This window comes from Alteromonas sp. ABV4_515, from assembly GCF_056160345.1.
Genome location: NZ_JBSWWZ010000004.1, coordinates 450,147 through 475,826, shown reverse-complemented (window position 1 = coordinate 475,826; position 25,680 = coordinate 450,147). Strand labels below are relative to the sequence as shown.

Here is a 25,680-nt window from a genome sequence, read left to right as displayed (position 1 = left end):
GTGACGTCTAGGAATATGTTCCGAAGGATTCTTCTACTACTCTCGTTCTGCACTTTTCTCGCAGGGTGTTCAAATACAAACAGAGCTTACTTCGATTCGATCAAGCTCGCTTTTCAACAACGAGACATCACCGCATCACCTGAAAAAATCAGAAATAACAAAAAGGATTTGATTGCTGTTAAGCATGGCGAGCGATATCAAGTCATCATGGCGCTTGCTTTCTCTGAAAATGGTATTGATACATGGCGTTCTGCGGATAATGCCCTCTTTTTCTTGCAAAACGACGTCATTGTTCAAACACATGGCTTAAATAATGATTTGGTGTACCAGTCTAATTTAAATGCAAACCCATTGGCGGCTGATAGTGCCACACAAACCGACTGGCATTATATCACCGACATTGAAGGCTACGGATACGGCCTTGATGTAGAGACAAGTTGGCGTCGAGCCGGTGAGGAATCGCTAAAGGTGCTTTCAAATGACTTCAATACCAACCTTATTGAGCAGCACGTGAAGTACACCGGTGCAAAGCCTTTTTATGAGTCTGAGCTGTCATGGATTAACCGGTACTGGTTTGATAAATCAAGCGGTGAATTGCTGAAGTCTGAGCAAAAGATTTCGCCTGCGAACGACTGGATTCGCATCACTTTCCTGAGTCGGGCGCAACGTCTTATCGATGCCGGGAGCGAAACAAAATGAAACGACTTATCACGCTCTTTTTATTCGCAGTAGTGTCAGCAAAAGCGTTGGCTGTGATTGATATCGATTTAAACGGGCAGCACTACCGTTATCTTAATCCGGTACGCCTATCACTTATTCTGCAAGTTAACGCGAAAAATGGTGATTGGTATTGGCCCGCCAGTGCTATCTACAAAATTGACCAGGAATATACCGAGTCGCTGCGTCAGGACGTGCTGCAATCTATTGATTCATTGGCGGTTGATTTAAGTGTCAACGACGATAAAGCCATTGCGCTGAATGCACTGCGTCAGCAGGTTCAGCAATGGACATTGGCTAAGCGATTGCCGGTAACCGTAAACAAAAACGCCGCACGGATTGATCCCAGTCTGAATCCTATGTTTCAGGACGGTAACTACATTATGCGCCTAAGTGGCAGGCCAACTGCGGTGTGGATGAGCGGTATGGTGTCGACACCGGGCTCTTACGAATACCGTAATCAGCATACTGCGGCAGATTATGCCGAAGGCGTAAAATTACGAAACTATGCTGACCCCGATTTTGTGTACGTGATTTCTCCTCGTGGAGAAGTGAGTAAACTGAATGTGGCATATTGGGGAGAATCTTATTCCCAACTCATGCCAGGAAGTCAGATATTTGTACCATTATTCAGTTGGTTATTGTCGCCAGCCGTTGAAGAGTTAAATGAGAAAGTTGCGGCGCTAGCCGTGCACAGGGTGTTGCCATGAAGTTGTTTAAAGGAATGCCCTCGCGGTGCGCAATTGCTGTAGCGGCGGCTTGTGTCAGTCAATCTGCGTTCAGTGATGACGCGGTTTCACTGCAAGTGAAACCTTCTCAAATGGTTCAAGGGGGCACTGGGCTCATTCAAACGCCAACATCCAGAATGGGTGAGGTGGGCGATTTGTACATGAACTACACCGACAACAACGAATATCGTTTCTGGTCGGTTAACCTGCAGCTTTTCGACTGGATGCAAGCGACTGCACGCTATACCGACGTACGAACGCGCCTTTACAGCGATGTACCAAGTTTCAGCGGCGACCAAACCTTAAAAGACAAAGGCCTGGATGTGAAATTCAGATTGCTTGAAGAAGGTTACTATTTCCCCGAAGTCTCGTTAGGTTTTCGTGATTTTGGTGGTACAGGCTTTTTTGAGAGTGAGTACGTAACCGCTTCTAAAGCTTATGGTCCTTTCGACTTTCACCTTGGTCTCGGTTGGGGTTACATGGGTACCGCCGACGATATTACCAATCCGTTTTGTAAGATCCGCGACAGTTATTGCGACCGTCCGTCAGGCTTTTCCGGGCGTGGTGGTAAAATTGATTACGATCAGTTTTTTAAAGGCCCGATGGCAGTATTTGGTGGCGTAGAATACCAAACGCCCTGGGAGCCTCTGCGCCTGAAGCTCGAGTTCGAGGGGAATAACTACCAGTACGACCGCGCTGGCGCGTTAGAACAGGATTCCCGTTGGAACGTGGGAGCTGTGTATCGCTGGAACAATTTTGATTTCACCGCTAACTATCAGCGGGGCAATACCTTTGGCTTCGGTGTCACTTATCATTTCAACATGAACACGGCGAAACAGTTGAAGTTTGACGATCCTCCTCGCGAAATCGTTGACGCGAAACCTGCGGCCTCACTGGCAGAGTTGAATAAGTCCCGCCTATATCGTTCTTTAGCGTACGACGGCGGTTTTATTCTTACTGACGCGTCGGTAGAAGAAGACGAGGCAATCTTTTACGGAAACCAGATTGCTTATCGCAATAAAGCGGAAGCGGTGAATCGTATTGGTCGCATTGCGGCTTCTGAATTGCCTGAATCGGTGAAGTCTTATCATATTGTGGAAAATGCAGGTCGCCTGCCTATGGTAGATACCGTAATAGATGCCGATGCCTTCAAAGTTGCCGCTAAGTATGAAGATATCGAAGCTGATATCACCCAAACTTACACGCGCGTCGCGCCGTCTGAAGACGTGCTTGAGAAATACGAGCCGAACCGTACCAACGGCTTCTTTAAAGGTGTGGATTTCTTTTACACCCAGAGCTTCGGTAACCCGGAAGATTTTTATTTATACCAAGGCGGTTTAATCTTCTCCGGCGGTTATGCTTTCAATGAAAACTGGGCGGCTGTATCGAGCGTACGAGCTACCTTGTTAGATAACTTCGATAAGTTCAGTTTCCGCATCGATCAAGACACCTCCACATTGCCTCGAGTGCGCACCATGGTGCGGGAATACGTGAGCAACGACTTATGGCTAGATACTGCTATTCTTCAGTGGAACGACCGCTTAAGCGATAATGTGTTCGCACAGGCTTATGGCGGCTATCTGGAAACCATGTTCGGTGGTATTGGTGGCGAAGTGTTGTGGCAGCCAGTAGACAGCCGCATTGCGTTTGGGGTTGACGTGAACTACGCCAAGCAGCGTGACTACGATGAACCGTTTGATTTCTTCGATTATGATGTCATTACCGGTCATGTCAGCGCGTATTGGCAGCCTGAGTTCCTGCCTGACACCATGCTCACCGTGAGCGCGGGTCAATTCCTGGCAAAAGATAAGGGTGTGAACATCGATTTCGCGAAGCGTTTCGACAGTGGCATCATTGTAGGCGCTTATGCGGCAATCACAAATGTGTCATCAGAAGAGTATGGTGAAGGTAGCTTTACCAAAGGCTTCTATATTTCAGTGCCCCTCGATCTCTTCACGCTGATGCCGTCGAAAGGACGTGGCTCGTTCCCATGGGTACCAATCTCACGAGATGGTGGGCAGATGCTTAAACGTCCTGGCAGATTGATTGATTTCACCGGGCCGCGATCATCATTCTTTGATTGATCTGATCATTGTTCGAAAGATCTACGATCAGATCGTTACAGGATCGTTTTTAGGTGGTATGATGCGCCCCCAATTGTGCACGATGGATGAGAAATCATGGTGTGTGCACAGCTCGAGAAGGCGAAAAAGTAAAAATATGTGCCGATTGGAAGGTTTTTAGCCTTTTTTATTGAAATGCACATATTTTTGCTGTATAAAATGCGCCCTCTTATTTATCGTAATATCGTCAACTGACCCAGAAGACTTTTAGGTGGGATCGATTGGCGCGACAGTTTTGTAGTTCTGGAGACAAATACAATGTCAAGAGTATGCCAAGTTACTGGTAAGCGTCCAGCGGTTGGTAATAACCGTTCGCACGCACGCAATGCGACTCGTCGTCGCTTTTTGCCAAATCTTCAAACTCACCGTTTTTGGGTTGAGAGCGAAAATCGTTTTGTTAAACTGCGTCTGTCTGCTAAAGGCATGCGTATCATCGATAAAAAGGGTATCGATTCAGTTCTGACTGACATGCGTGCCCGTGGTGAGAAAATCTAAGGAAGCCGACAATGCGTGATAAAATTAAATTAGTTTCTTCAGCAGGTACAGGTTTCTTCTACACCACTGACAAGAACAAGCGTAACATGCCAGGCAAAATGGAGATCAAAAAATACGATCCCGTTGTGCGTAAGCACGTTATGTTCAAAGAGGCAAAAATCAAGTAATAAAACTTGCTTTTGTCTCCACGAAAACCCGGCTCTTGCCGGGTTTTTTGCGTTTGGAGACCAGTCAGTTTATCTTAGGCGGCATAGGTGTTGGACCTACTGAATATGTTTAAGCGGATTGAATTCAGTTTCAGTGTTGTGTGGATGTTCAGAAACGAAATGGCGGTACACAAGAGTTGAAGGGCTTCAGAAACGAAAATGGCGGGACACCGGAGTCAGTGGGTGTTCATAAACCGTCTGCCGCAGGGAAGCGGCAGCCGAGGCCCCATGGATGGGTTTACGCCGTGTTTATGAACACCCGCTGACACAGGTAGCCATTTTCGTTTCTGAACCCCGCTAATGTAGCTTCAGCGTCATTTCGTTTCTGAATAGGCCCTGACAGTTGGTTTGGAATTCTCTTAAGCTAAAACATACAACAGAGTTAAAATATGGCCTTTCTGTCACAGCGCGGTATGAACAATGTGGTGATTTTTGCCATGCTGATTATGATCGCACTGTTTAATTTAGACACGTTTCTACCGTCAGCGAAAGCGCCTGCGGCTATGCCTCTGATCCCGGAAGAGGCTTATGTGCTGAAAATTGAGCAGGGAATGAATCAACTGGTGCGTAACGGCCAGGGCTGGCGACAGATCACTGAAGGTCCTGCGCCGTCTGTGTCGCCGGAGCAGCAAATTGCCGCGTGGCGTGAGGCAATGATGCACAGTCAGACTGATAGTGAGGATATTGCCGGTGAACCGATAATTGCGGTTGTGTGGCTGGCAGGGCAATCCGATGGTCTGGTTTTCGCGTTTTATCCTGGTGAACTTTCTGCTGATGGAGACGGGGCATTGCTGAAATATCAGAATCAGTGGTTTCGTCTTACCAATGCCTCATTGAACGCTTTGCTACCCTGGCAACAACCGGAGCTGTAACTCATGCCTGAATTACCTGAAGTTGAGGTAAGCCGTCTCGGTATCTCGCCCTGGCTACTTAACCAAACTATCGCCAAAATCATTGTGCGCGACAAACGTCTGCGCTGGCCAGTGCCCGATGAAATCCGTTTGGCAGAGGGCAAAACCATTGTGAACATCCGCCGCCGGGCAAAATATTTGCTCATCGATGTGGGCGACGGTGAAATCATTCTGCATTTGGGCATGTCTGGAAAATTGCGTGTTATCGATGCTGACTTTCCAACTATCAAACATGACCATATTGATATTGTACTCGGTAGCGGTAAATGCCTACGTTTTAACGACCCACGACGCTTTGGCGCGTGTCTGTGGCAGCCGAAGGGGGCAACGCACACGCTACTTAGCAAATTAGGGCCAGAGCCGCTCACAGACGATTTTGATACAGATAGGCTGGTGGAATTATCGAAAGGTAAAAAGAGCCCGGTGAAGACCTACATAATGGATAACGATGTGGTCGTTGGCGTTGGTAATATTTATGCAAACGAAGCGCTGTTTATGTCAGGCATCGATCCACGTCGTGCAGCAGGCAGAGTGAGCGCAAAGCGTTATGCGTTGCTAACATCCGCGATAAAAGAAGTGCTGGCTAAAGCCATAGAGCAGGGTGGCACCACACTGAAAGATTTCGCCCAGAGCGATGGCAATCCCGGTTATTTCGCCCAGCATTTACGGGTGTACGGTCGGGCAGGTCAGGAATGCGAAATCTGTAATACCGAAATTAAAAGCGTAGTAATAGGCCAGCGCAACACCTTCTACTGCCCTAACTGCCAGAAATAAGCGCTGACGGCGTAAGGTGAGCCGGACGAGCCACAATAAGTAGCGGAGGAGTGGGAGTGCGTGATAAACCGTCTGCCGCAGGGATGGGGCAGTCGAGGCCCCATGGATGGGTTTACGCCGTGTTTATCACGCTCTTCCTCACCCAACGAAGTTTTGGCGCCCCGATAGCTCTGCCATCACTTACCGTGAAAACGTTCCTGCAGGGCTTTTACTACAACCGGGTGGCAGAAGTCGTCGACTTTCCCCTTGTGTAGCGCGACTTCTTTTACCAGCGTTGATGAGATAAACGAATTTTCTTCTGCCGGGGTAAGAAAGACACTTTCCAACTTGGGATTCAGGCGACGATTCATATTCGCTAACTGAAATTCGTATTCAAAGTCGGAAACCGCGCGTAGTCCACGGATCAAAATGGTGGCATTAATTTCATCGGCAAAACCTGCCAGCAGGCCGGTAAAACCTCTGACTTCCACATTGGGTAAGTCTTTGGTGACTTCTTTAATCATTTCCACCCGTTCTTCCAGCGTGAATAACGGCTTTTTGCTCGGGTTCGAGGCTATCCCTACGATAACGCGGGAAAACATTTGTGATGCACGCTCTATAAGGTCGGCGTGTCCGTTTGTGATCGGATCAAAAGTACCCGGATAAATGGCTCGTGTGTGCATAGTAATTAACTTTTATGTTGTCCCGTTTGAAACATTACCGATTAACGCAAAGACATGCAATCAGGCCGACATCAGGCCATCAATAAACGCATCCCAATCGGTTTTTTGCCAATGAAACTGCTTGTTCTTGTTTTTCTCTTTTTCCAGCGAGCGCAGGAAGCGAGCAATATTTTGCGATTTCCAGCTGTCGCCGTCACGACATTCACAGCGGTCAAAATCGATGATCCATACCGTATCAGAGCTATCTACCATCACGTTGCGAACATTCAAGTCGTGATGATACACCCCGGCGCGATGCATCTTGGCTACCGCAACACCGATGTCACGCCATAAATCTTCAGCTATCGGCGCATTGCAGAGCATGGCATGTAAATCATTGCTGCCGGGGATCATGGCGGTAATGAGATCGCCGCGATAGACGAGTCCGCTTTGCACCGTTCTAGCGGCAATCGGCTGGGGTACATTTAGCCCCATCTCTCGCATGGCAAAGAGTAATCTGAATTCACAAAATGGCCGGGATTTCTCGACACCGGAAAAGAAATACTGATCCGACAATATTTTGCCTGGCAAGCCGCCTCGTCGGTAATGGCGTAACACCCAATTCTGTTCGTCGGCTTTCAAAAATAACGTGGTACCGCGGCCTTTAGCCTGACCTGTAATGGCATTTCGCTGGCGCCAGAAATCAGCCTCAAAGCTGTCGAAGCTGAGGGCACCTTCATACTGACTGTCGACCAGCATGTGCTGGTGGCCGCTGGAAACGTGTTTTATCGCCATGCTTTATTATTAATATGGTAAATTGGCCATTGTAATGAAAATTCCGCAGTTTTCAGCTGTAGAGGTGATTCCTTGAAGAAAAAGATTTGTTTGATGAGGTTGTCGGCCATTGGAGATGTTTGTCATGCCGCGGCGTTAGTTCATCGGATAAAAACACACTGGCCCGAAGCAGAGCTCACCTGGGTCATTGGGAAAATTGAATATCAGTTAATGAAAACCCTACCCGATGTGCGCTTTATTGTGTTCGATAAAAAGCAGGGCAAGCAGGCGGTGGCTGATCTAAAAGCGGCGGTACAAGGAGAGCAATTCGATGCGCTGCTAATGATGCAGGTGGCGATGCGGGCAAACCTTGCATCGCGGGTGATCAAAGCAAAGCAGCGGATAGGTTTCGACTGGGCCAGAAGTAAAGAGCTGCACTGGCTATTTGCAAATAAGAGGGTCAAAGCGCACGAGCACGCCCATGTGCTAGACGGCTTTATGGATTTCGGTGATGCATTGGGGCTGCCTGAAGCTTCAAAACCCCAGTGGAACATTCCTGTACCTGATTCCTCTCAGCGCTACGCCAGTGCATTGGCTGAAGAAATGGGGCGCTTTGCGGTTATCAGCCCGGCGGCAAGTAAGCAAGAGCGTAACTGGCTGCCAGAACGCTACGCCGAGGCTGCCGAATATCTTGTAAGCAAAGGCCTGGCGGTGGTGCTTTGCGGTGGACCGGGTCCGGTAGACCGTAAACTGGCAGATGCCATCAAATCGCATACTGATGCCATTAGCAAAGATATCGTGGGTGAAACCTCGCTCCACGATATGCTCATGGTAATCAAGCAGGCTGAACTGGTTATCGCCCCTGATACTGGCCCGGCACACATGGCAACCACGGTGGGCACGCCGGTCATTGGTTTGTATGCACACTCTAACCCTCGCCGCACAGGCCCGTATAACAGCTTAGAGTTTGTGGTGTCGGTATACGACGAGTGCATCAAAGAGCAAACCGGCAAGTCCTGGAAGCAACTTCCTTGGGGCAAAAGGGCAAAAGGAACGTCGCTGATGAGCAGAATCAACACTGATGCGGTAACAGAAATGATTAATCGGGTGCTTACCGCCGCTAAATAACTGCCTTCAGTCAATTAATTCAGTCACGTACGGGCAATCTGGCTAAAACCCTCTACACTTTAAAATAACGTCTGAAGACGTTTTCTTTAAGGATGAGGTGCCAATTGTCCGCGCTTTCCAAAATAGGGTTTCGCTTTTGTAATAAGTGCTTTTCTATACGGGTTATTGCCGTATGCCTTTTGCTGTGTGTTTGTTTACCCGTCAAAGCCATTGAATCGACTGTCATCATCAATAACGGTGTGGAAAAACGGCAATTTTCACGCACCGATATCCGCAATATCTTCTCCGCTCGAACCCAATACTGGTCTGATGGCGCAAAAATAACAGTTTATGTGCTTGATGCGCAGACTGAGGCACATAAAGATTTCTGCAGAGAAATGCTGAAGATGTTCCCGTATCAGCTTGAACGTATGTGGAACCAGATCACTTACTCCGGTCAGGGCGAACGTCCGCAAACGGTAGCAACCGAGGCCGAACTTATTGAGGCGGTAAAGAATACTCCTGGAGCAATTGGGTATGCCTACCACACCTCAGCATTGGAAAATGTCACGGAGGTAGCCATTCCATGAAATTCCATACACGGCGGTTGCTCGGGATATCGCTGTTAGGGGGGCTTCAGGGTTTCCCGGCTTCGGCTGAGTCAGCCTTTAGCTGGCATGGGTTTTTATCTCAAGGGGTGAGCCAGTCGGTGCACAGTGATTTTGTTTCCGATAACGAAGACGTGAGTTTTAGTCTCACCGAGTTGGGTATCAACATGCGTTACGATGTGAATGCGTCTTTGGCGTTTGTGGGCCAGGCGGTGTATCTCGACGGCGGTAATCGGTACGAGCAGGGTGGCAGACTCGACTATCTATATCTTGACTGGCGTTTGCCAGAGTTCAGCAATGCTACGCTTAATGTCAATGTGGGTAGATTCAAAAATCCACACTGGCTCTATTCTGCAACCCGCGATGTGCCACAAACCCGCGCTACCATCATACTTCCGCAATCTTTGTACTTCGATAATTTTCGCGACGTGGCGTTAGGTAGCGATGGCGTGCTGCTGCGCTATTACCACGCGGCTGAAGAAGGCAGTTTCAGAGTGAACTGGAGCTATGGAAAGTCACCATTGAGTACTTTTCAGACCAAAGCGTTGCTCGGTGAAATTGCTCAAGGTGAACTGGAGCAAGATTTTGCCCATCAATTCAGTGCTTATTGGCAGTCTGCCTCTCTCAGTTGGCAGATTGGTGCGAGCTATCTCGACTCCGATTTTACTTACAACCCTGCAGCCGTTGACTTTTACGTAGCCGCTGAAAGGGAAGTGCAGCTTTACACAATTTCCGTTGCGTACTTTGCTGAGAATTGGGAGTTTGCGACGGAACTGCAACGCAACCATAGAATAGACCAAGGCGGATACGCACCTGACTACATGGTGAACCAGCAGGGAGAAGGCGGTTATGTACAACTGCGTTACCGGATTGCGCCTTCGTACACCGTAACAACCAGCTACGACATGTATATCTCTGACCGGGAAGACCGGGATGGTGAAGTCCTCGAGGCGATGACAGGAGGCATGGTACCCGCGTACTACGGGTTTGAAAAAACCATCGCGGTTGGACTTCAGTGGGACCCAGCACCACATTGGCGAGTTCAGGCTGAGCATCATTGGGTGCACGGCGCTGGGCGACTTACTAGCCTGCCATCGTCGCAGAATACCCCTGAAACCAAAGAGCATTGGCGTATGTGGGCAATACAAGTGATGTACTGGTTCTGAATATGAAGGTACGCGTTTCCGTTACAACGAAGTTGCTGAGCATCGTCGTGGCGATGATGCTTACTGTACTGGTTTCCATTTCAGCGATGCTCATTGCTCAGTCTCGTGCAGAGGTTGAACAGCAGCACCGGGCTTTTCAGCTGAAAAACCAGAAACAACTGGCGCTGATTGACGAGCTGTTCGCTTTGCGCCTACTCGTTTGGATCGAAACCTTCTCGCAATGGGGGCAAACAGAAACGTTACTCGAAGACCAATTGGCGAAAGTGCTGGCCGATTCCTCCGATGCGCTTAGTGTCAGTTTGCACGTTAATGAACTATGGCTGTTTAATCCGCAAAATACCCTCTTACTCGGCAATGAAGCGATGATGCCTGTGAGTATACTCACCATGGTCCGCAACACCCGCGACCAGATGCGACCTCAGAATGCCTTTCTCTGCCGTGAATCCTGCTACCGGTTTGTCTCAGCACCCATAATGATTAAGAACGAACAAGTGGCGGTTATCGTTATGAATGCCAGTTTCAGTGAAATGCTGGCCACGCTATCGCAGTTCACCAGCGCATATAAAATTGCAGTAGTGAAACAGGCCAACCAGGAAAATGATTCGTCCTCGCTTTTAAATCCGGTAAGTCGCCTTTCTGCGTCTAACTTGAAGGTCATTCAGGATGTTATTAGCACCCTTCCAGCAGACACTACAATTCAAAACATGGAAGAGAGCGGGGTGATGGTAACCGCGGATAACAAACGCTTACTGGTGTCTCTGCTACCGCTTACTGACTCCGACTATTTCATTTTGTTTGTGCGCGATATATCGGCCATGATCAGCGCAGTAAACGACTACCAGAACCGGGTTATTGGCACCGCCGTGTTGTTGTTTTTCGTGTTCACCGCCATTTTGCTGATGATGATTCAGCAGTACCGGATTAAATTGCTCAAACTGGCAGACCGGCTACCACTGCTAGCAGATCGTCGGTACCAAGAGTTTGCGATACGCAGCAGTCACCAAAAGCAATGGGAAAAAAAAATACTTCCTGATGAACTGGATTTACTGGAAGCCACGGCAAGTAATCTCGCCAGGCAGCTTGAAGAACAAGAGTCTAAGCTCGCGGCGTCATCCCAACAGCTGGAAAATATGGCTATGTTCGATAGCCTCACCGGCTTGCCTAACCGCACAATGATGACCTTTCAGATTGAAAAGCAGATTGTTACCGCGACTCGCGAACTCAAAATGGCAGCCTTGCTGTTTCTTGATTTGGACGACTTCAAAAAAGTAAATGATAGCCACGGTCACAATGTGGGTGATCAGTTAATTATTGCTGCTGCTGAAAGGATTGTGGAGGCAGTAGACGATGCGGGCTTTGTCGGACGGTTCGGCGGTGACGAATTTGTTATTTTGTTAAACGGCGTTACCGCAAAGTCGAAGGTGGAATCTTTCGCGCATACGGTGCTGGAAAAATTCGAGACGCCTATTCAGGTAAACGAGCTACAGTTCTATGTTTCCGCTAGTATTGGTGCTGCTACTACCACGCAGTCAGACATGTCGGCGATGGAATTATTCCGGCACGCAGACATTGCCATGTATGAAGCGAAGGCAAAGAATGGTGGTGGCTTTAAGCTTTATGATTCGTCGATGAACGCTAAAGTCATGCGCAAAGTCGAACTGGAACGGGAAGCCCGGGAGGCTCTGCGAGAGCATCATTTCAGTTTGGCTTTACAGCCAAAAATCGACATCGAAACCCATCGGCTGAGAGGATTTGAAGCACTGATCCGCTGGTCTCACCCCATTAAAGGTGCCATTTCTCCTGGCGAATTTATTCCGATGCTGGAGAGTACGCCGTTTATGCTGGAACTCGATTATTGGGTGCTCAACCGTTCTTTGCGTATTCTAAGTGAGTTGCGTATGGCGGGATATCCCGACCTTAAAATAGCCATCAATATGTCTGCGGCCCAGTTTACCGATAACTCCTTGCCAGCGTATCTCAAAGAACAATTAGACACCTTCGAGATCCCACCAGATATGGTGGAATTGGAACTCACAGAAACAGCGTTAGTCTCCGATATGGACCTAGCGGTTAACGTGTGCCAGGCGCTGCAGGAAATGGGCTGTCTTGTGGCCATGGATGATTTTGGTACCGGCTACTCCTCACTGAGCTACCTCAAAGAACTGCCTGTGAATGTGGTAAAAATTGACCAGGGTTTCATACGTGGCATGTTGGATAACCCCGAAGATGCCAATATCGTCGAATCGACTATTGCATTAGTGCGAAGTTTAGGTAGAACGGTCATCGCTGAAGGGGTGGAAACACATGAGCAGTTTTCCATGCTTGGGCAGTTCCGGTGTCATCAGGCGCAAGGTTACCTGATTAGCCGACCCATTCCCGAAAATCAGCTGTGGGAACGGTTGAATGAAGCTGTAAGCGATGGGGTTTGGATTGGCGCATTAGATAGCCAAACACTGACGCCACAGCATCAGTTTGTGTTTTGATATTCAGCAGATAAATTTCATTCCCGCCTAGGTGTGGCGATATCTTTACATTGCCAAGTAAAGCCGGTGAACCCCTATAAACCAAAGGCTGTACCCAACATATCCCATTCATTAGAATACGTGTTTTCGACGACGGAGAGAAACATGACACAGGCGTTTATCACGCATTTGCAACAGCAGATCGAAGAAGTAAAACAAGAAGGTTTGTATAAAAGTGAGCGAGTAATCACTTCGCAGCAACAGGCCGATATTGCTGTAGATGATGGCAGTGAAGTTATCAACTTCTGTGCGAACAATTACCTCGGACTGGCGAATCATGACGACCTGATCGCAGCGGCGAAAGAAGGCCTAGACAGTCACGGTTTTGGCATGGCCTCAGTGCGCTTTATCTGTGGTACCCAAGATATTCACAAACAACTTGAAACTAAAATCAGTGATTTTCTCGGTACCGAAGACACTATTTTGTATCCGTCGTGCTTCGACGCCAATGGCGGTTTGTTTGAAACCTTATTAGGCCCGGAAGACGCCATCATTTCTGATGCATTGAACCATGCCAGCATCATCGACGGTGTTCGGCTGTCAAAAGCGAAGCGCTATCGGTATGCCAATAACGACATGGAAGCGCTGGAAGAACAGCTTAAACAAGCCGTAGCCGATGGTGCACGGTTTAAAATTATCGCCACCGACGGTGTGTTTTCTATGGATGGCGTAATCGCAAACCTCAAAGGTGTGTGCGATCTGGCTGACAAATATGACGCCATGGTGATGGTGGATGACTGCCACGCCACCGGCTTCCTGGGTGCAAATGGCCGTGGTAGTCATGAGTACTGCGATGTAATGGGTCGTGTAGACATCATCACCGGTACTTTAGGTAAAGCCCTGGGCGGTGCTTCAGGCGGCTACACCTCAGGTAAAAAAGAAATTGTTGAGTGGCTGCGTCAGCGTTCGCGCCCTTATCTGTTCTCTAATTCCGTTGCGCCACCCATTGTGTCTGCCTCGCTGAAAGTGTTCGACATGATGGCCGATGGTCACGCGTTACGTGAACAACTGTGGAAAAACGCCGTACATTTCCGCACTCGCATGGAAGAAGCCGGATTTACCCTGGCAGGGAAAGATCACGCGATTATTCCTGTGATGCTGGGCGATGCCCGTTTGGCGAGCGAAATGGCCGATAAGATGTTGAAGAAAGGCATTTATGTGGTTGGTTTTTCTTATCCGGTGGTGCCGAAAGGACAAGCGCGTATTCGAACGCAGATGTCTGCCGGTCACACCATTGCGCATGTGGATAAAGCAGTAGATGCCTTTATCGAAGTGGGCAAAGAGCTTGGAGTTATTTAAATGAAGTCACTGGTTAAAGCGCACCGCGAACCGGGGATCTGGCTGCAGGACACCCCTGAGCCGGAAGTGGGTCACAACGACCTGCTGATTAAAATTCGTAAAACCGCTATTTGCGGCACCGACATGCACATCTACAACTGGGACGAATGGTCGCAAAAAACCATTCCCGTTCCTATGGTGGTTGGCCATGAGTACGTAGGCGAAGTCGTGGGCATGGGCCAGGAAGTGGCCGGGTTTAAAATTGGCGATCGTGTATCTGGTGAAGGTCATATTACTTGTGGTCATTGCCGTAACTGTCGTGCCGGTCGTCGTCACCTGTGTCGCAACACCGAAGGCGTAGGCGTAAACCGCGCGGGTGCATTTGCTGAATATCTGGTGATCCCGGCGTTCAATGCGTTTCGTATTCCAGATAATATCAGCGATGATATGGCGTCTATCTTCGACCCGTTTGGTAATGCCGTACACACTGCGCTGTCTTTTGATTTGGTTGGTGAAGATGTGCTGATCACCGGTGCTGGCCCTATTGGTATTATGGCCGCCGCGGTCGCGAAGCATGTAGGTGCACGTCACGTGGTGATTACCGATCTCAACCCGTACCGTCTGGCGCTGGCAGAGAAAATGGGGGCAACCCGCGCGGTGAACGTCGGCACAACGTCATTGTCTGATGTTATGAAAGAGCTGGGCATGACCGAGGGCTTCGATGTGGGTCTGGAGATGTCTGGTGTACCGGTGGCCTTCCGCGACATGCTCGACAAGATGAATAATGGTGGAAAGGTTGCTATGCTGGGCATTCCGCCAACCGATGTGGCGGTAGACTGGAACCAGGTTATTTTTAAAGGTCTGACGATCAAGGGTATTTATGGTCGTGAGATGTTCGAAACCTGGTACAAAATGGCCAGTCTGTTACAAAGTGGCCTGGATATTTCGCCCATTATTACGCATCAGTTTGGTATCGATGAATTCCAGCAAGGATTCGACACCATGGGTTCCGGGCAATCAGGAAAAGTTATTCTTAATTGGTAATCAGCATGTCAGATTTTCAGCATATCAGTATTCAGGATGCGGCGGACAAACTCGAAGAGTTTGCTGTCGTTGATATTCGCGATCCGCAATCTTTCTCTATGGGCCATATGCCCGGTGCGTTGCATCTGAGTAACGATAACTTCGCTGAATTTCTTAATAACACCGCCGAAGAAAAACCGGTGCTGGTGGTGTGCTATCACGGTGTCAGTAGCCAGCAGGCGGCCACCGTGATCGCCCAGCAGGGCTTTAAAAATGTTTACAGCATGGACGGTGGCTTCGAAAGCTGGAAACTGTCTCAACAGGTGGTGACAGAATAAGCGTGAGCACTCCATTAATCGCCATCAACAACGAAAGTTATGCTCACCTTCTTGCCAATTACCTCACTAGTCAGCAATTAATTGCCCACGTACTGCCCTCTCAAAAAGAGGGGGAGTACGTAATCGTGCTAGAAGACGATGCACGAGTGGAAGACGCAAAGGCAATTTGCGAAGAGTTCCTTCGTCAGCCCCGTCATCCAAAGTACCAACAGGCGGCCTGGGAAAGTGGTGAGCAAGTCGCACTGCATCCATCCCGCACGAATAATCTCAAAATTGGCAACTTGATGAACTGGGCAAAAGAAGCGCCCTTCGCAGCTTCCGTTCTGTTTATCTGTACTCTGGTTTACGCCCTTTCCTGGCTTGGCTTTTTTGGTTACGTCGAGCAATATCTCAAGATGCAGCCATTCGGCCAGTTGCAACAAACCCATGAATACTGGCGGTTAATTACCCCCGCGTTTATTCACTTTTCCGCGATACATTTTATTTTTAATGTGCTGTGGTGGAGCATGATAGGCAGCCAGATAGAGCGTATATTTGGCTTTACTATGTTGCTGGTGGTTTTCCTGGTATCGGCCGTGGCGTCCAACCTCGCTCAGGCGATTGTAAGTGGTCCTGCATTTGGTGGGTTGTCGGGAGTGGTGTATGCCGTGTTGGGATTTGCCTGGTGGATTGGCTGGCTGAAACCGAACTGGGGATTGTACATTCCCAAATCTATCGTGATTTTCATGCTGATTTGGTTAGTGCTGGGTTATACCGATGTGCTGTGGGTAAACATGGCGAACACGGCGCACACCGTGGGGCTAATAAGTGGTTGCTTAATTGCCGCTGTTTTAGCGCTTGGCGCAGGCAGACGCAAATCTGCCTGAGCCGTTGCTCATAGTCGTATTAGCTGTGATACAGATACTTGGTGAAGATAACGTCTTTCACAATGGGCGCGCCAGTTTCTTTACGCATGTGATCTTGTAATGCTTTTAAAATTGCCTGCCGGATATCTTCACGTCCGGTAAGCGATTTCACTTTATCTTCAGGCTGCTGACCAAAAATTTCTATGGTGGTGGCGCGCAATAGCGGCAAGTGATGTTCAGCTATTTCCAGTACATCAACATTGTCTATCATCAGTTCTACGGTTACACGAACAAAGCCCAGTTTCTTCGACGATGTGCCAATGTAATTGGTAATGATATCCGGCTCCAGGCTCAGGTAACCAAAGTTTGGTGCGTCTTGTGCGTGAGAAGAAAAACTGAGCAGGCTACACAGAAGTGATATCGTAGCTAACAATCGCAGTGATAATTTTTTCATAAGATTCAATATCGTACCGATAGATGGCGTTGTTTAAGTCTTATTTAGTGTAGCAAAAGGCGGAAAATAAACACTCAATAAAAAGGCTAGAATAAGTATCTTTGTGAGAGGTTTTGGGCTATCGGATATACCAATGCTAAGATACGGCCTTCCGATTTTCAGGTGAACAGGCATTGCAACAGGATTTTTCGTTTCCAATTGGGCTGGATGTAGTCTGGGAACCACTTTCACGTTATCCCCACTTACCCAGTCATATTCGCAGCTGGCTTCAGGATAGCGGTTCACTGACTGATCGCATTGAAAGTGCGTGCAGCGTTTTTAATTTAACGCTAATTGGTGAAGGTGAGGCAAAATTACATGCTTGTGAACGTCAAAGTCTTCACATTAACGGCACCGACAATCACACCGTTCGCGAGGTATTGCTGTGTGGCGATGAACGTCCGTGGGTGTTCGCGCGCTCGGTTATTCCTCCTGAGCTCATGTCTTCTGAGTTTAACCAACTGGGTGAAGAGCCCCTTGGGCGCCGACTGTTTAACGATGCCCGATTCAGACGTGGCGAGTTCGAGGTTTGCCGCATTCGACATACTGCCTTCACACCTGAAATAGAATTGCCGCTGTGGGGGCGTCGGTCAGTTTTCTATTTTCAGCAGCACGCTTTATTGGTGGCAGAGTTGTTTCTTCCTGCATCGCCTTTGTATCAAACGGATAGTTAATTATGTCACTCGAGTTGTCATTCAGTAACTGGCGCGCCTACATGCAGCTTACCCGCCTGGATAAACCTATCGGCATTTATCTGCTGCTGTGGCCGACGATCTGGGCTGTAGTCATCGCCGCAGACGGCTTACCCAGTTTGGGTATTACGCTGATATTTATTGCCGGTGTGGTGCTAATGCGCTCTGCCGGATGCGTTATTAACGATTACGCCGACAGAAAAGTGGATGGCAGCGTAAAGCGCACAAACGCACGGCCATTGGTGGCGGGCACGGTAACTGAACGGGAGGCGCTGCAATTGTTCGCCTTGCTGGTGGGCTTATCGTTTATTCTGGTGCTCATGCTGAATTGGCAGACCATTGCCTTGTCGGTTGTGGCGCTATTTCTGGCGGCCAGTTATCCGTTTATGAAGCGATATACGCACATGCCGCAAGCGGTATTGGGAGCTGCATTTGGCTGGGCAATCCCCATGGCCTTTGCCGCCATTCAGGGCTCAGTGCCACTGGAAGGTTGGTTGCTGTTTATTGCAAATCTTACCTGGACCATTGCATACGACACGTATTACGCCATGGTCGACCGCGATGACGACCTAATCGTAGGCATAAAATCATCGGCTATCTTGTTTGGTCAGTACGACAGATTGATCATTGGCGTGCTGCAGGGGGTCACACTGATATTGCTGTTCACCATTGCCCAGTGTTTAGCATACGGGTGGCCGGTGTACTTTGCGCTGGTGGCGTGCGCGCTGCTGTTTGCCTTTCAGTCTTACGAAACCCGTGAACGAGAGCGCATGGCCTGTTTCAAAGCCTTCTTAGATAACCATTACGTAGGATTGGTTTTTGCGGTGGGGTTATTGATGGACAGAATTGCATTGGCAGCGATGTAAGCCAAAACGCTGAAGAACATTGCTAGCGCTGTTACCGGTTCGTCCGTTTCGGCAACAGCGCTCGGGATCTTATTCTTTCGGCAACGCGCTTTGCTTTTCTTCCAAGGCAGCTAATCGCGCTTCCATAGCTTCTAGCTTTTCTCGAGTACGGATCAGCACCTGGCTTTGAATGTCGAACTCTTCCCGGGTTACCAGGTCCAGTTTGCTCAGTTGCGCCTGCAAAACCTGCTTAACACGGGCCTCGGCACCTTCTGCCATATTGCGTACGCCCGGCGGCACAGCATCAGAAATTTGTTTGGCGATTTCTTCGAGTTTTTTCGGATCAAGCATAGTATTTCCTTTATAATGCGCATCATCGCGACTTTGTGTTTCATATTCTAAATAGATGCGACACACATGCAATTAAAAAACCGTCATTCTCTCAACCCCATAGCTCGCTCCCACTGAATATGAAGTTAAACGACGCTCAACAATCTGCCGTGACGTATGTTTCCGGACCTTGTCTGGTTCTGGCTGGTGCCGGTAGTGGTAAAACCCGCGTGATCACCAATAAAATTGCTCACCTGGTGCGCGAGTGCGACTTGCCCGCCCGGCAAATCGCAGCGGTAACCTTTACCAACAAAGCCGCCCGGGAAATGAAGGAGCGGGTGGGGCAAACCCTGGGTAAGCAGGAAGCCCGCGGCTTGAAAGTGTGTACGTTTCACACCCTCGGTCTGACCATTATTAAAGCGCACGTTAAAGAGCTTGGCCTGAAACCAGGCTTCTCGCTTTTCGACGACAAAGACTCCACTGCGCTGCTGAACGACCTGACCGAAGATACGATTGACGGTGATAAAGACCAGTTGAGCATGCTGCAAAGCTGCATTTCCAACTGGAAAAACGACCTGCTTCTGCCCGATGCGCTGGCGAAGAAAGCCACCAGTGCCGGTGAGCGTGAATTTGCCGAAGCGTACCGCCACTATCAGAATCACTTGCGGGCCTATAACGCATTAGATTTTGATGATCTCATTTTGCTGCCAACCTTGTTGCTGAAAACAAACGAGAGTGTGCGACTGAAATGGCAGAGCAAAATTCGCTATTTGCTGGTAGACGAATATCAAGATACCAACACCAGCCAGTATGAGCTTGTGAAGCTGCTTGTTGGCGAACGGGCACGGTTTACTGTGGTTGGCGACGACGACCAGTCAATTTATTCCTGGCGCGGAGCCCGCCCGCAGAACCTGCATTTACTTCAAGAAGACTTCCCCAAACTGAATGTGATTAAGCTGCAGCAAAACTACCGCTCCTCCGGCCGTATTCTGCATTGCGCCAACATACTCATTCAGAACAATCCCCATTTATTCGATAAAACTCTGTTTTCAGAAATGGGCTACGGTGAACCGCTCCGCGTGTTGTCGGCAAAGAACGAAGAACACGAAGCCGAGCGAGTTGTGGCTGAGCTTATCGCACATAAATTCATGAACCGTACGTCGTTCAAAGACTACGCCATTCTATATCGGGGTAATCACCAGAGCCGCTTGTTTGAGAAGCTGCTGATGAGTAACCGCATTCCTTACCGCATCAACGGCGGGATGTCGTTCTTTGGCCGCACCGAAGTAAAAGACATCATGGCGTACCTGCGCCTGCTGGTGAATCAGGATGACGACAATGCCTTTTTGCGCGTGGTAAATACGCCTAATCGGGGTATTGGTCGTGCTACGTTAGAGAAGCTGGGTAACTTTGCTAATCAGGTGGGCATTTCGCTGTTCGCCGCTACCACCCATTCCGGGCTATCTGGTGTGTTAGGTGAGTCTGCCTATCAGCGCGTTGCCGGTTTTGGACGCTGGGTTGTGGAAACCTCTGATAACGTTGTGCGCGGCGACAGTAAAGCCGTATTGCGAGACATGATTCGCTCTATGCAGTACGAAGAGTTCCTTTACGAACACAGCCCTAGCCCGAAAGCCGCTGAAATGGCCATGGCCAACGTAAGTACCTTATTTGGCTGGGTTACAGATATGCTGGAAGGAAACGACCTCGATGCGCCTATGACTATGCAGGAAGTGGTGAACCGCCTTATCTTGCGTGACATGATGGAGCGAGGCGAAGAAGACAGCGAAGCTGATCAAGTTCAGCTTATGACACTGCACGCCTCGAAAGGTCTGGAATTTCCGATTGTGTTTCTGGTGGGTATGGAAGAAGGCTTACTGCCGCACCAAAGCAGCATTGATGAAGATAACGTGGAAGAGGAGCGTCGCCTCGCTTACGTAGGTATTACCCGTGCACAGCGCGAACTGATTTTCAGTCTAGCTAAAGAGCGCCGACAATTTGGCGAAGTGATCAACCCTGAGCCAAGCCGTTTTCTCTATGAATTACCCGTAGACGACGTGGTATGGGAAGAGAAAAAGGCGAAACCCACCGCCGATCAGCAAAAGAAAACCAACGAAGCCGGACTGGCCAGTTTAAAAGCCATGTTGGGGAAGAAATAGTTCCCCATTCTATTTACGCACTTTTTTGTCGTGTTACCTGTTGTGGCGAAGACAGGATCTTTCCTTGCGCATAGTGACATTCAATTTCATTGAGCGCGTTGAGCTGCGCTTTGGCATTCACACCTTCAGCAATAACATCGAACTTAAGGTGCTCTGATATCAGCATGACCGACTGAATTAACTTAAGGTTGCGCTGAGAGCGGGGTAGAGACTTAACGAAACGGTGGTCTATTTTGATAAAGTCGAAGGGATAGGCAAACAAATAACTTAGCGACGCTAAACCGCTGCCGAAGTTATCCAATACGAGTGTTACACCTGCACGTTTGAGCTTCTTGATTGCAGGCAGGATATATTGCGAGCGGCGATTCAAATCATTTTCGTCGAATTCAAAAACCAAGCGGCCGGGCTCAATACCCCATTGTGTTACCAGATCTAAGATTTTATTCACCAGTGAAGCCTGAAGTAGATGATTTATCGAAACATTCACCGCAATCTTTCCAATTTCACCCGCCTGTTTTGCATCGTGTCTGATGAGCGAGCAGGCCTTATTCAACTGGTATAAATCGAGATCCAGGGTTAATCCACTGTGCTCAGCAACCCGTCTGAAGTTTTCTCTGTCTACCTTTCCATGTGCCGGATGCACCCAGCGAACATACATTTCGTGGTACAGCACGGAATTGGCGCGAAGATCGATGACAGGCTGCATATAACATTCGAATTCTTCATCGCGTAATGCACGACGAAACTCGTTTTCGAGTTCAAGCTCTTCTATTAGCCGGTCGCGCATAGACTTATCAAACATCACAAAGCGACCGCGACCAATGGTTTTCGCTTGATACATAGCTGCATCGGCATCGCGAAGTACTTCATCGGCGGTGCGATAGTAGGTTTCCAGGTGGGCAATACCGATACTGGCCCCGCTGTACATCTCTTTACCATCAAGCACAAAGGGTTGAGAAATGGCTTCGATTATCCGCGAAGCAACATCTTCAACGACCTCGGCTTCCTCAAAGTTATCCAGCAGCACAACAAACTCATCGCCGCCCAGGCGAGCAAGCAGATCATGGCCCCGAATACACAGAGAAATACGGTGCGCTACTTCTATGAGGAATTCATCACCTGCGTGGTGGCCTAATGTGTCGTTGATAGTTTTAAAACGGTCGAGGTCGATAAACAACACCGCGAATAAATTATCCGGATAGCGCTGTTTGTTGGCAACGGCAAGCTCTAAACGACTGGCAAACATGGCGCGGTTTGGCAGGTCGGTAAGGCTATCGTGGTGCGCATCGTGAATTAGCTTTAACTCAATAACCTTACGCTCTTCAATCTGCTGCTTCAGATAAGAGTTTGTGGCGTCTAACTCTCTTGTGCGCTCGGCTACTTTTTCTTCTAGTAACGCATTGTATTGCTGAATCGCGTCGGTACTGCGTTTTCGACCTATTGCCGCTGCAATGTGGTGAGAAACGAAGCGCAATAGCTCGAGATCTTTGCCTGTGTATTTGGCCAACTTACCGTAGGTCTGGATACCAATTACACCCGAAATTTTGCCATCGACAATGAGCGGTGAACCCAGCCAGGAGTTGGCACTTTTTAGCATTTTCTGAGCAGTGGATACATCCAACTCGCCACTTTCAGCCAGTTCAAGTACCCGGGGCGGGTTAATCAGTTCAGTTTGACCACTACGCAGTACAAATTCAGTAAGACCTAATCCCAACGGACGACGAGACACCGATTCGTTCATGGTATCGCTGAAATACGGGAAGTCGAGGTGGTTGCCCGATTCATCAAGGATCGCGATATAGCAGTTCGGTGCGCTAATCAAACGCGCCAGAATATTATGAATGCTGGCGTAGAAGGCATCCATATCGCCTTCAAGGTTGGCCGCAAGTTCAGATATCTCGTACAGCGCCTGTTGCAGTGTTTCTACTCGTTGACGCTCTAATATTTCTTCCTGGAGCTCATCGTTGATTGTACGAAGCTGTCGGGTTCTTTCGCGGATAGTGCGCTCTGTGAGCTCGCGGTTTTTCACCCGGTCTACCGTCGTCACAATGTGTTGCGACACAAACAAGAGTACTTCGAGATCTTCATCAGAGTAACTCACAGAACTATCGTAGGTTTGTACTACCATGGCACCAATAACCTGTGAACCCCGTTTCAGTGGCACACCGAGGAATTGATGAGGCGTAGCGCCTACCATGGAAACGCCGGTTTCGGCGGCGAAAGCATCTTGATTTTCGCTTTCAAGGAATACGTGTTTGCCGGTGCGAAGAATATGGCCGGTAATCCCGTCCATCAGAGACTCAGCAGGAATTTGTTTGATTGTTTGTTCGTCGAATTCGTCAACAAAGTAAGCAAAATCAATGAGGTTTGCTTCTTTTTCGTAAAACGCAACGAAGAAGTTATCTGCGATCATGAAGTCGCCGATAATTTCGTGAATGGCTGGATAAAGGCGACTAAGATTACTTACCGAACTGGCCAGTTCAGCAATATCAAAAAGTGCTTTTTGTACTCGTTCCGCACGTTTGTACTTATCAGTGAGTTGCTGTAACTGCGGAATAAGTTCCCGAAGCTCCTCTTCTGACAACTCATACTGCGTTGACTTTGAAGACATCAGATTTGTGTCGCTTTATTATAGGTTTTTATTTTCGACAATAAATTAACCGATCTGTATTAAAAACGCTACTTAATGAGACAAAATTGCGGTGAACGGGCTAGAAATGCCTTGTTCAGGTATGGTAGAGAATACCCGACAGCCTGTGGTGAAAACTGTCGGGGGTTTTAGCAGGTGTTAAATGCCCTCAATCATGTATTCGATGGTCGCTTTGATGTCGTCATCGCTACAATCTGTACACGTGCCTCTTGGCGGCATGGCGTTAATACCATTAAGTGCATTTTGCCAAACACCGTCCAGACCACGCTCATCTAAACGAGGCTGCCAGTCTGCAGCGTTATTAGCGCGCGGCGCACCCATCAAACCCGATGCATGACACATTGCACAAGCGCCGTTAAAAATTTCTTCCGGAGTACGTGCCTTTGCTGAGGTTGCTGCTGCAGTTTGTGCACCCGCAACATTTAATTCGCCATAGGGTTTTGTTCTTTCTTTAATCGCTTCGTCTGACATTTCCTGTGCATGAGCAACGCTCAAACCCAGCGAAACAGCCATAGCTATCAATGCTTTAACTTTCACTTTTGTCTCCAGGCAACGGTCTTAAAGTCTGTAATTGACTGATTATAGCGGTTAAAAAGTCTCCGACAACATTTTGAACATAAATACCTACAAAAACTGTGTGAAATAGCGTTAATAATGATTGATGTCATAAATTATCGCGATCTTTATGCTACAGATATCGTATAGCATACGATGGTGTTAATAAGGGCGCGAGCTTTAGTTGAATACGGTGTGAATACTGTTTATTCTGCCTGCTTTAAGCGCTAAATGTAGTATAACCCGGTACTGGAAGTGATGAATTATTGTTCGAATTGCATGGATGCTGAATGCAGCTCTACCTTGGCGCGTGTTAGTGCAATAAGGGGTTGTTGTTGTGAGTGAACAGCAAATAGCGCCCAACCGGCCTACCGCACACAAGTTTAAGCCCACTAATACCGAAGCTACTTCGCCATTTGGCTTCTTCTTGCTTTGTGTTTATACCGCGCTGGTATTTATTCGCCCCCATGAATGGCCGATATTTGAAACGGAACTGCCCATCCTGCGTACGTTCCTCATCATTACGTTTATCTTCTACGTCACAACGCTAAGTCCGAAGAAGTGGAACTGGCAAGCCACCATAATGGTGGTGATGTTCTTCTTCATGCTGTTGTCGGAAATGAGGGCGAGGCGATTCTTCAGTGATCTTACCTTCGTTACCGAGTGGGTAACCTCAGACATACTGCCGTTTATTCTGTTTCTAGGCTTTCTTGTGTCGCTTAGAAGGCAACGGATTATTCTGTTTATCTCGTTAATGGCCTGCGTCATCATGGTCCATCAGGCGTGGTTCCAGATTGGCGATCCGTTGGGTATGGGATGGGCGGAGAATGCGATATTCCGGGGTTCTGGTGATGACGCCATGATGCAGGTGCGTTACGTGGGTATTTTCCACGACCCTAACGATATGGGCATGTTCTTGGTGATGAACATTCCTATTGCCATGTATTTTCTGGTTAACACCAAAAGCTTTATGATTCGCATGCTGTCGTTGGGCATCATGGCGGCGCTATTTGTTGGTATATACTGGACCGGAAGTCGAGGCTCTTTGGTTGGGTCGTTAGCGGTGATTGCCGCGTACATTTTTGTGCGCTTCGGCCGGGTGAAGTTCATGATCCTCACGGCGCTTTCACTGCCGATAGTTGGGGTGGCATTAGCCTCGTTCCGTACCATCGGTTTAGAAGATAAAAGTGTACAAGACCGTCTGACAGCCTGGTATGAAGGTATTCAAATGGTGAAATACCGCCCACTATTTGGCTTCGGTAAAGATCGGTTTTTGGAATATCACTCCAAAGTAGCCCATAACAGTTTCGTTACGGTGATGTCAGAACTCGGGGCCATCGGTTATACCTTGTGGATGACGTTTATCCTGCTGATTTTTGTGATGGCGTACCGCATCGCAAAATTGCCCGCCATCGAAGGGCCAAAAGGTGACGCTTTACGCCAAGAGCAATCGTTAAATATCTACCTTTCTATTGCAATGATTGGCTATTGTTCCACCGCCTTCTTTATTAGTCGAAGCTATATTCTCTATTTCTACGTATTCGCCGCATTCGTAGCTGCGTCGTACATGCGGGTGCAAAAATCTTACCCTCAGTTCGACCTTAAAATTACAGCGGCAACAGTGGCCCGGGTTGCGGTGTGCAGCGCCGGAAGTCTGATCGTTCTGTATCTGATCATCAGATTCCTGCTCACAATTCGGTAAG

The 25,680-nt window shown here is 48.5% G+C and carries 25 protein-coding genes; 19 read left to right on the top strand and 6 right to left on the bottom strand.

Going from position 1 to position 25,680, the window contains the following annotated elements:
• The first annotated feature begins 15 nt into the window (after positions 1–15).
• From ACXAGX_RS12220 to mutM, 7 genes are all read left to right on the top strand, one after another.
• Positions 16–699 carry a YjbF family lipoprotein gene (locus ACXAGX_RS12220; RefSeq protein WP_474838627.1) on the top strand — a complete coding sequence of 228 codons (684 nt, stop codon included), beginning with the start codon at positions 16–18 and terminating at the stop codon, positions 697–699.
• Positions 696–1,427 carry a capsule biosynthesis GfcC family protein gene (locus tag ACXAGX_RS12215; RefSeq protein WP_474838625.1) on the top strand — a complete coding sequence of 244 codons (732 nt, stop codon included), beginning with the start codon at positions 696–698 and terminating at the stop codon, positions 1,425–1,427. Before ACXAGX_RS12220 ends, ACXAGX_RS12215 begins: the two co-directional genes overlap by 4 nt.
• A complete protein-coding gene (locus tag ACXAGX_RS12210; RefSeq protein ID WP_474838623.1) occupies positions 1,424–3,529 on the top strand; it encodes a YjbH domain-containing protein in 2,106 nt (701 codons plus the stop codon). Before ACXAGX_RS12215 ends, ACXAGX_RS12210 begins: the two co-directional genes overlap by 4 nt.
• Positions 3,530–3,826: 297 nt before the next feature.
• Positions 3,827–4,063: a 50S ribosomal protein L28 gene (gene rpmB / locus ACXAGX_RS12205; protein ID WP_070126092.1), complete on the top strand. Its 237-nt coding sequence runs from the start codon at positions 3,827–3,829 to the stop codon at positions 4,061–4,063.
• 11 nt (positions 4,064–4,074) lie between these two features.
• The gene (gene rpmG, locus ACXAGX_RS12200; RefSeq protein ID WP_012516577.1) at positions 4,075–4,230 is read left to right on the top strand and encodes a 50S ribosomal protein L33; all 156 of its coding nucleotides are present in this window, start codon (positions 4,075–4,077) and stop codon (positions 4,228–4,230) included.
• 428 nt (positions 4,231–4,658) lie between these two features.
• Complete coding sequence (locus ACXAGX_RS12195; protein WP_474838621.1) at positions 4,659–5,141, top strand: hypothetical protein; 483 nt, start codon at positions 4,659–4,661, stop codon at positions 5,139–5,141.
• 3 nt (positions 5,142–5,144) lie between these two features.
• Positions 5,145–5,954, top strand: coding sequence for a bifunctional DNA-formamidopyrimidine glycosylase/DNA-(apurinic or apyrimidinic site) lyase (gene mutM / locus ACXAGX_RS12190; RefSeq protein ID WP_474838619.1), 810 nt, complete (start codon positions 5,145–5,147; stop codon positions 5,952–5,954).
• Between the two features lie 176 nt (positions 5,955–6,130).
• Here the strand turns inward: mutM and coaD are convergent, their stop codons facing one another.
• Positions 6,131–6,616, bottom strand: coding sequence for a pantetheine-phosphate adenylyltransferase (coaD, locus tag ACXAGX_RS12185; RefSeq protein WP_070126089.1), 486 nt, complete (start codon positions 6,614–6,616; stop codon positions 6,131–6,133).
• 60 nt (positions 6,617–6,676) lie between these two features.
• On the bottom strand, positions 6,677–7,390 hold the full coding sequence (locus ACXAGX_RS12180) for a 3-deoxy-D-manno-octulosonic acid kinase (RefSeq protein WP_474824136.1): 714 nt from the start codon (positions 7,388–7,390) through the stop codon (positions 6,677–6,679).
• Positions 7,391–7,483: 93 nt separating this feature from the next.
• Between ACXAGX_RS12180 and ACXAGX_RS12175 the strand changes: the two genes are divergently transcribed.
• From ACXAGX_RS12175 to glpG, 8 genes are all read left to right on the top strand, one after another.
• Positions 7,484–8,497, top strand: coding sequence for a glycosyltransferase family 9 protein (locus tag ACXAGX_RS12175; RefSeq protein WP_474838656.1), 1,014 nt, complete (start codon positions 7,484–7,486; stop codon positions 8,495–8,497).
• A 179-nt stretch (positions 8,498–8,676) separates the two neighbouring features.
• The gene (locus ACXAGX_RS12170; RefSeq protein WP_474838616.1) at positions 8,677–9,066 is read left to right on the top strand and encodes a type 2 periplasmic-binding domain-containing protein; all 390 of its coding nucleotides are present in this window, start codon (positions 8,677–8,679) and stop codon (positions 9,064–9,066) included.
• Positions 9,063–10,250 carry a TonB-dependent receptor gene (locus ACXAGX_RS12165; protein ID WP_474838614.1) on the top strand — a complete coding sequence of 396 codons (1,188 nt, stop codon included), beginning with the start codon at positions 9,063–9,065 and terminating at the stop codon, positions 10,248–10,250. Before ACXAGX_RS12170 ends, ACXAGX_RS12165 begins: the two co-directional genes overlap by 4 nt.
• Positions 10,220–12,733, top strand: coding sequence for a putative bifunctional diguanylate cyclase/phosphodiesterase (locus ACXAGX_RS12160; RefSeq protein WP_474838612.1), 2,514 nt, complete (start codon positions 10,220–10,222; stop codon positions 12,731–12,733). The genes ACXAGX_RS12165 and ACXAGX_RS12160 overlap by 31 nt, the downstream gene beginning before the upstream one ends.
• 144 nt (positions 12,734–12,877) lie before the next feature.
• Positions 12,878–14,071 carry a glycine C-acetyltransferase gene (locus ACXAGX_RS12155; protein ID WP_474838610.1) on the top strand — a complete coding sequence of 398 codons (1,194 nt, stop codon included), beginning with the start codon at positions 12,878–12,880 and terminating at the stop codon, positions 14,069–14,071.
• A complete protein-coding gene (gene tdh / locus ACXAGX_RS12150; RefSeq protein WP_070126085.1) occupies positions 14,072–15,094 on the top strand; it encodes an L-threonine 3-dehydrogenase in 1,023 nt (340 codons plus the stop codon). It abuts the gene before it with no gap.
• Between the two features lie 5 nt (positions 15,095–15,099).
• On the top strand, positions 15,100–15,411 hold the full coding sequence (gene glpE, locus ACXAGX_RS12145) for a thiosulfate sulfurtransferase GlpE (RefSeq protein ID WP_070126084.1): 312 nt from the start codon (positions 15,100–15,102) through the stop codon (positions 15,409–15,411).
• 2 nt (positions 15,412–15,413) lie between these two features.
• Positions 15,414–16,277 carry a rhomboid family intramembrane serine protease GlpG gene (gene glpG / locus ACXAGX_RS12140; RefSeq protein WP_474838607.1) on the top strand — a complete coding sequence of 288 codons (864 nt, stop codon included), beginning with the start codon at positions 15,414–15,416 and terminating at the stop codon, positions 16,275–16,277.
• Positions 16,278–16,296: 19 nt separating this feature from the next.
• On the opposite strand, the gene ACXAGX_RS12135 is transcribed toward glpG, so the two are convergent.
• The gene (locus tag ACXAGX_RS12135) at positions 16,297–16,710 is read right to left on the bottom strand and encodes a flagellar basal body-associated protein FliL (protein ID WP_474824120.1); all 414 of its coding nucleotides are present in this window, start codon (positions 16,708–16,710) and stop codon (positions 16,297–16,299) included.
• 173 nt (positions 16,711–16,883) lie between these two features.
• Between ACXAGX_RS12135 and ACXAGX_RS12130 the strand changes: the two genes are divergently transcribed.
• Both ACXAGX_RS12130 and ubiA read left to right on the top strand, forming a co-directional pair.
• Complete coding sequence (locus tag ACXAGX_RS12130; RefSeq protein ID WP_474824118.1) at positions 16,884–17,423, top strand: chorismate--pyruvate lyase family protein; 540 nt, start codon at positions 16,884–16,886, stop codon at positions 17,421–17,423.
• Between the two features lie 2 nt (positions 17,424–17,425).
• Positions 17,426–18,307: a 4-hydroxybenzoate octaprenyltransferase gene (ubiA, locus tag ACXAGX_RS12125; protein ID WP_474838605.1), complete on the top strand. Its 882-nt coding sequence runs from the start codon at positions 17,426–17,428 to the stop codon at positions 18,305–18,307.
• Between the two features lie 69 nt (positions 18,308–18,376).
• Here the strand turns inward: ubiA and ubiK are convergent, their stop codons facing one another.
• Positions 18,377–18,637 carry a ubiquinone biosynthesis accessory factor UbiK gene (ubiK, locus tag ACXAGX_RS12120; RefSeq protein ID WP_070126080.1) on the bottom strand — a complete coding sequence of 87 codons (261 nt, stop codon included), beginning with the start codon at positions 18,635–18,637 and terminating at the stop codon, positions 18,377–18,379.
• A gap of 119 nt (positions 18,638–18,756) precedes the next feature.
• On the opposite strand from ubiK, the gene rep reads away from it, so the two are divergent.
• Positions 18,757–20,772, top strand: a complete 2,016-nt coding sequence (gene rep / locus ACXAGX_RS12115; RefSeq protein WP_474838603.1) for a DNA helicase Rep — start codon at positions 18,757–18,759, stop codon at positions 20,770–20,772.
• 13 nt (positions 20,773–20,785) lie between these two features.
• Here the strand turns inward: rep and ACXAGX_RS12110 are convergent, their stop codons facing one another.
• Both ACXAGX_RS12110 and ACXAGX_RS12105 read right to left on the bottom strand, forming a co-directional pair.
• On the bottom strand, positions 20,786–23,383 hold the full coding sequence (locus ACXAGX_RS12110; RefSeq protein WP_474838601.1) for a sensor domain-containing phosphodiesterase: 2,598 nt from the start codon (positions 23,381–23,383) through the stop codon (positions 20,786–20,788).
• 177 nt (positions 23,384–23,560) lie between these two features.
• Positions 23,561–23,959: a c-type cytochrome gene (locus ACXAGX_RS12105; RefSeq protein ID WP_474838599.1), complete on the bottom strand. Its 399-nt coding sequence runs from the start codon at positions 23,957–23,959 to the stop codon at positions 23,561–23,563.
• 355 nt (positions 23,960–24,314) lie between these two features.
• On the opposite strand from ACXAGX_RS12105, the gene ACXAGX_RS12100 reads away from it, so the two are divergent.
• A complete protein-coding gene (locus ACXAGX_RS12100; RefSeq protein ID WP_474824107.1) occupies positions 24,315–25,679 on the top strand; it encodes an O-antigen ligase family protein in 1,365 nt (454 codons plus the stop codon).
• Position 25,680 lies beyond the last annotated feature (1 nt).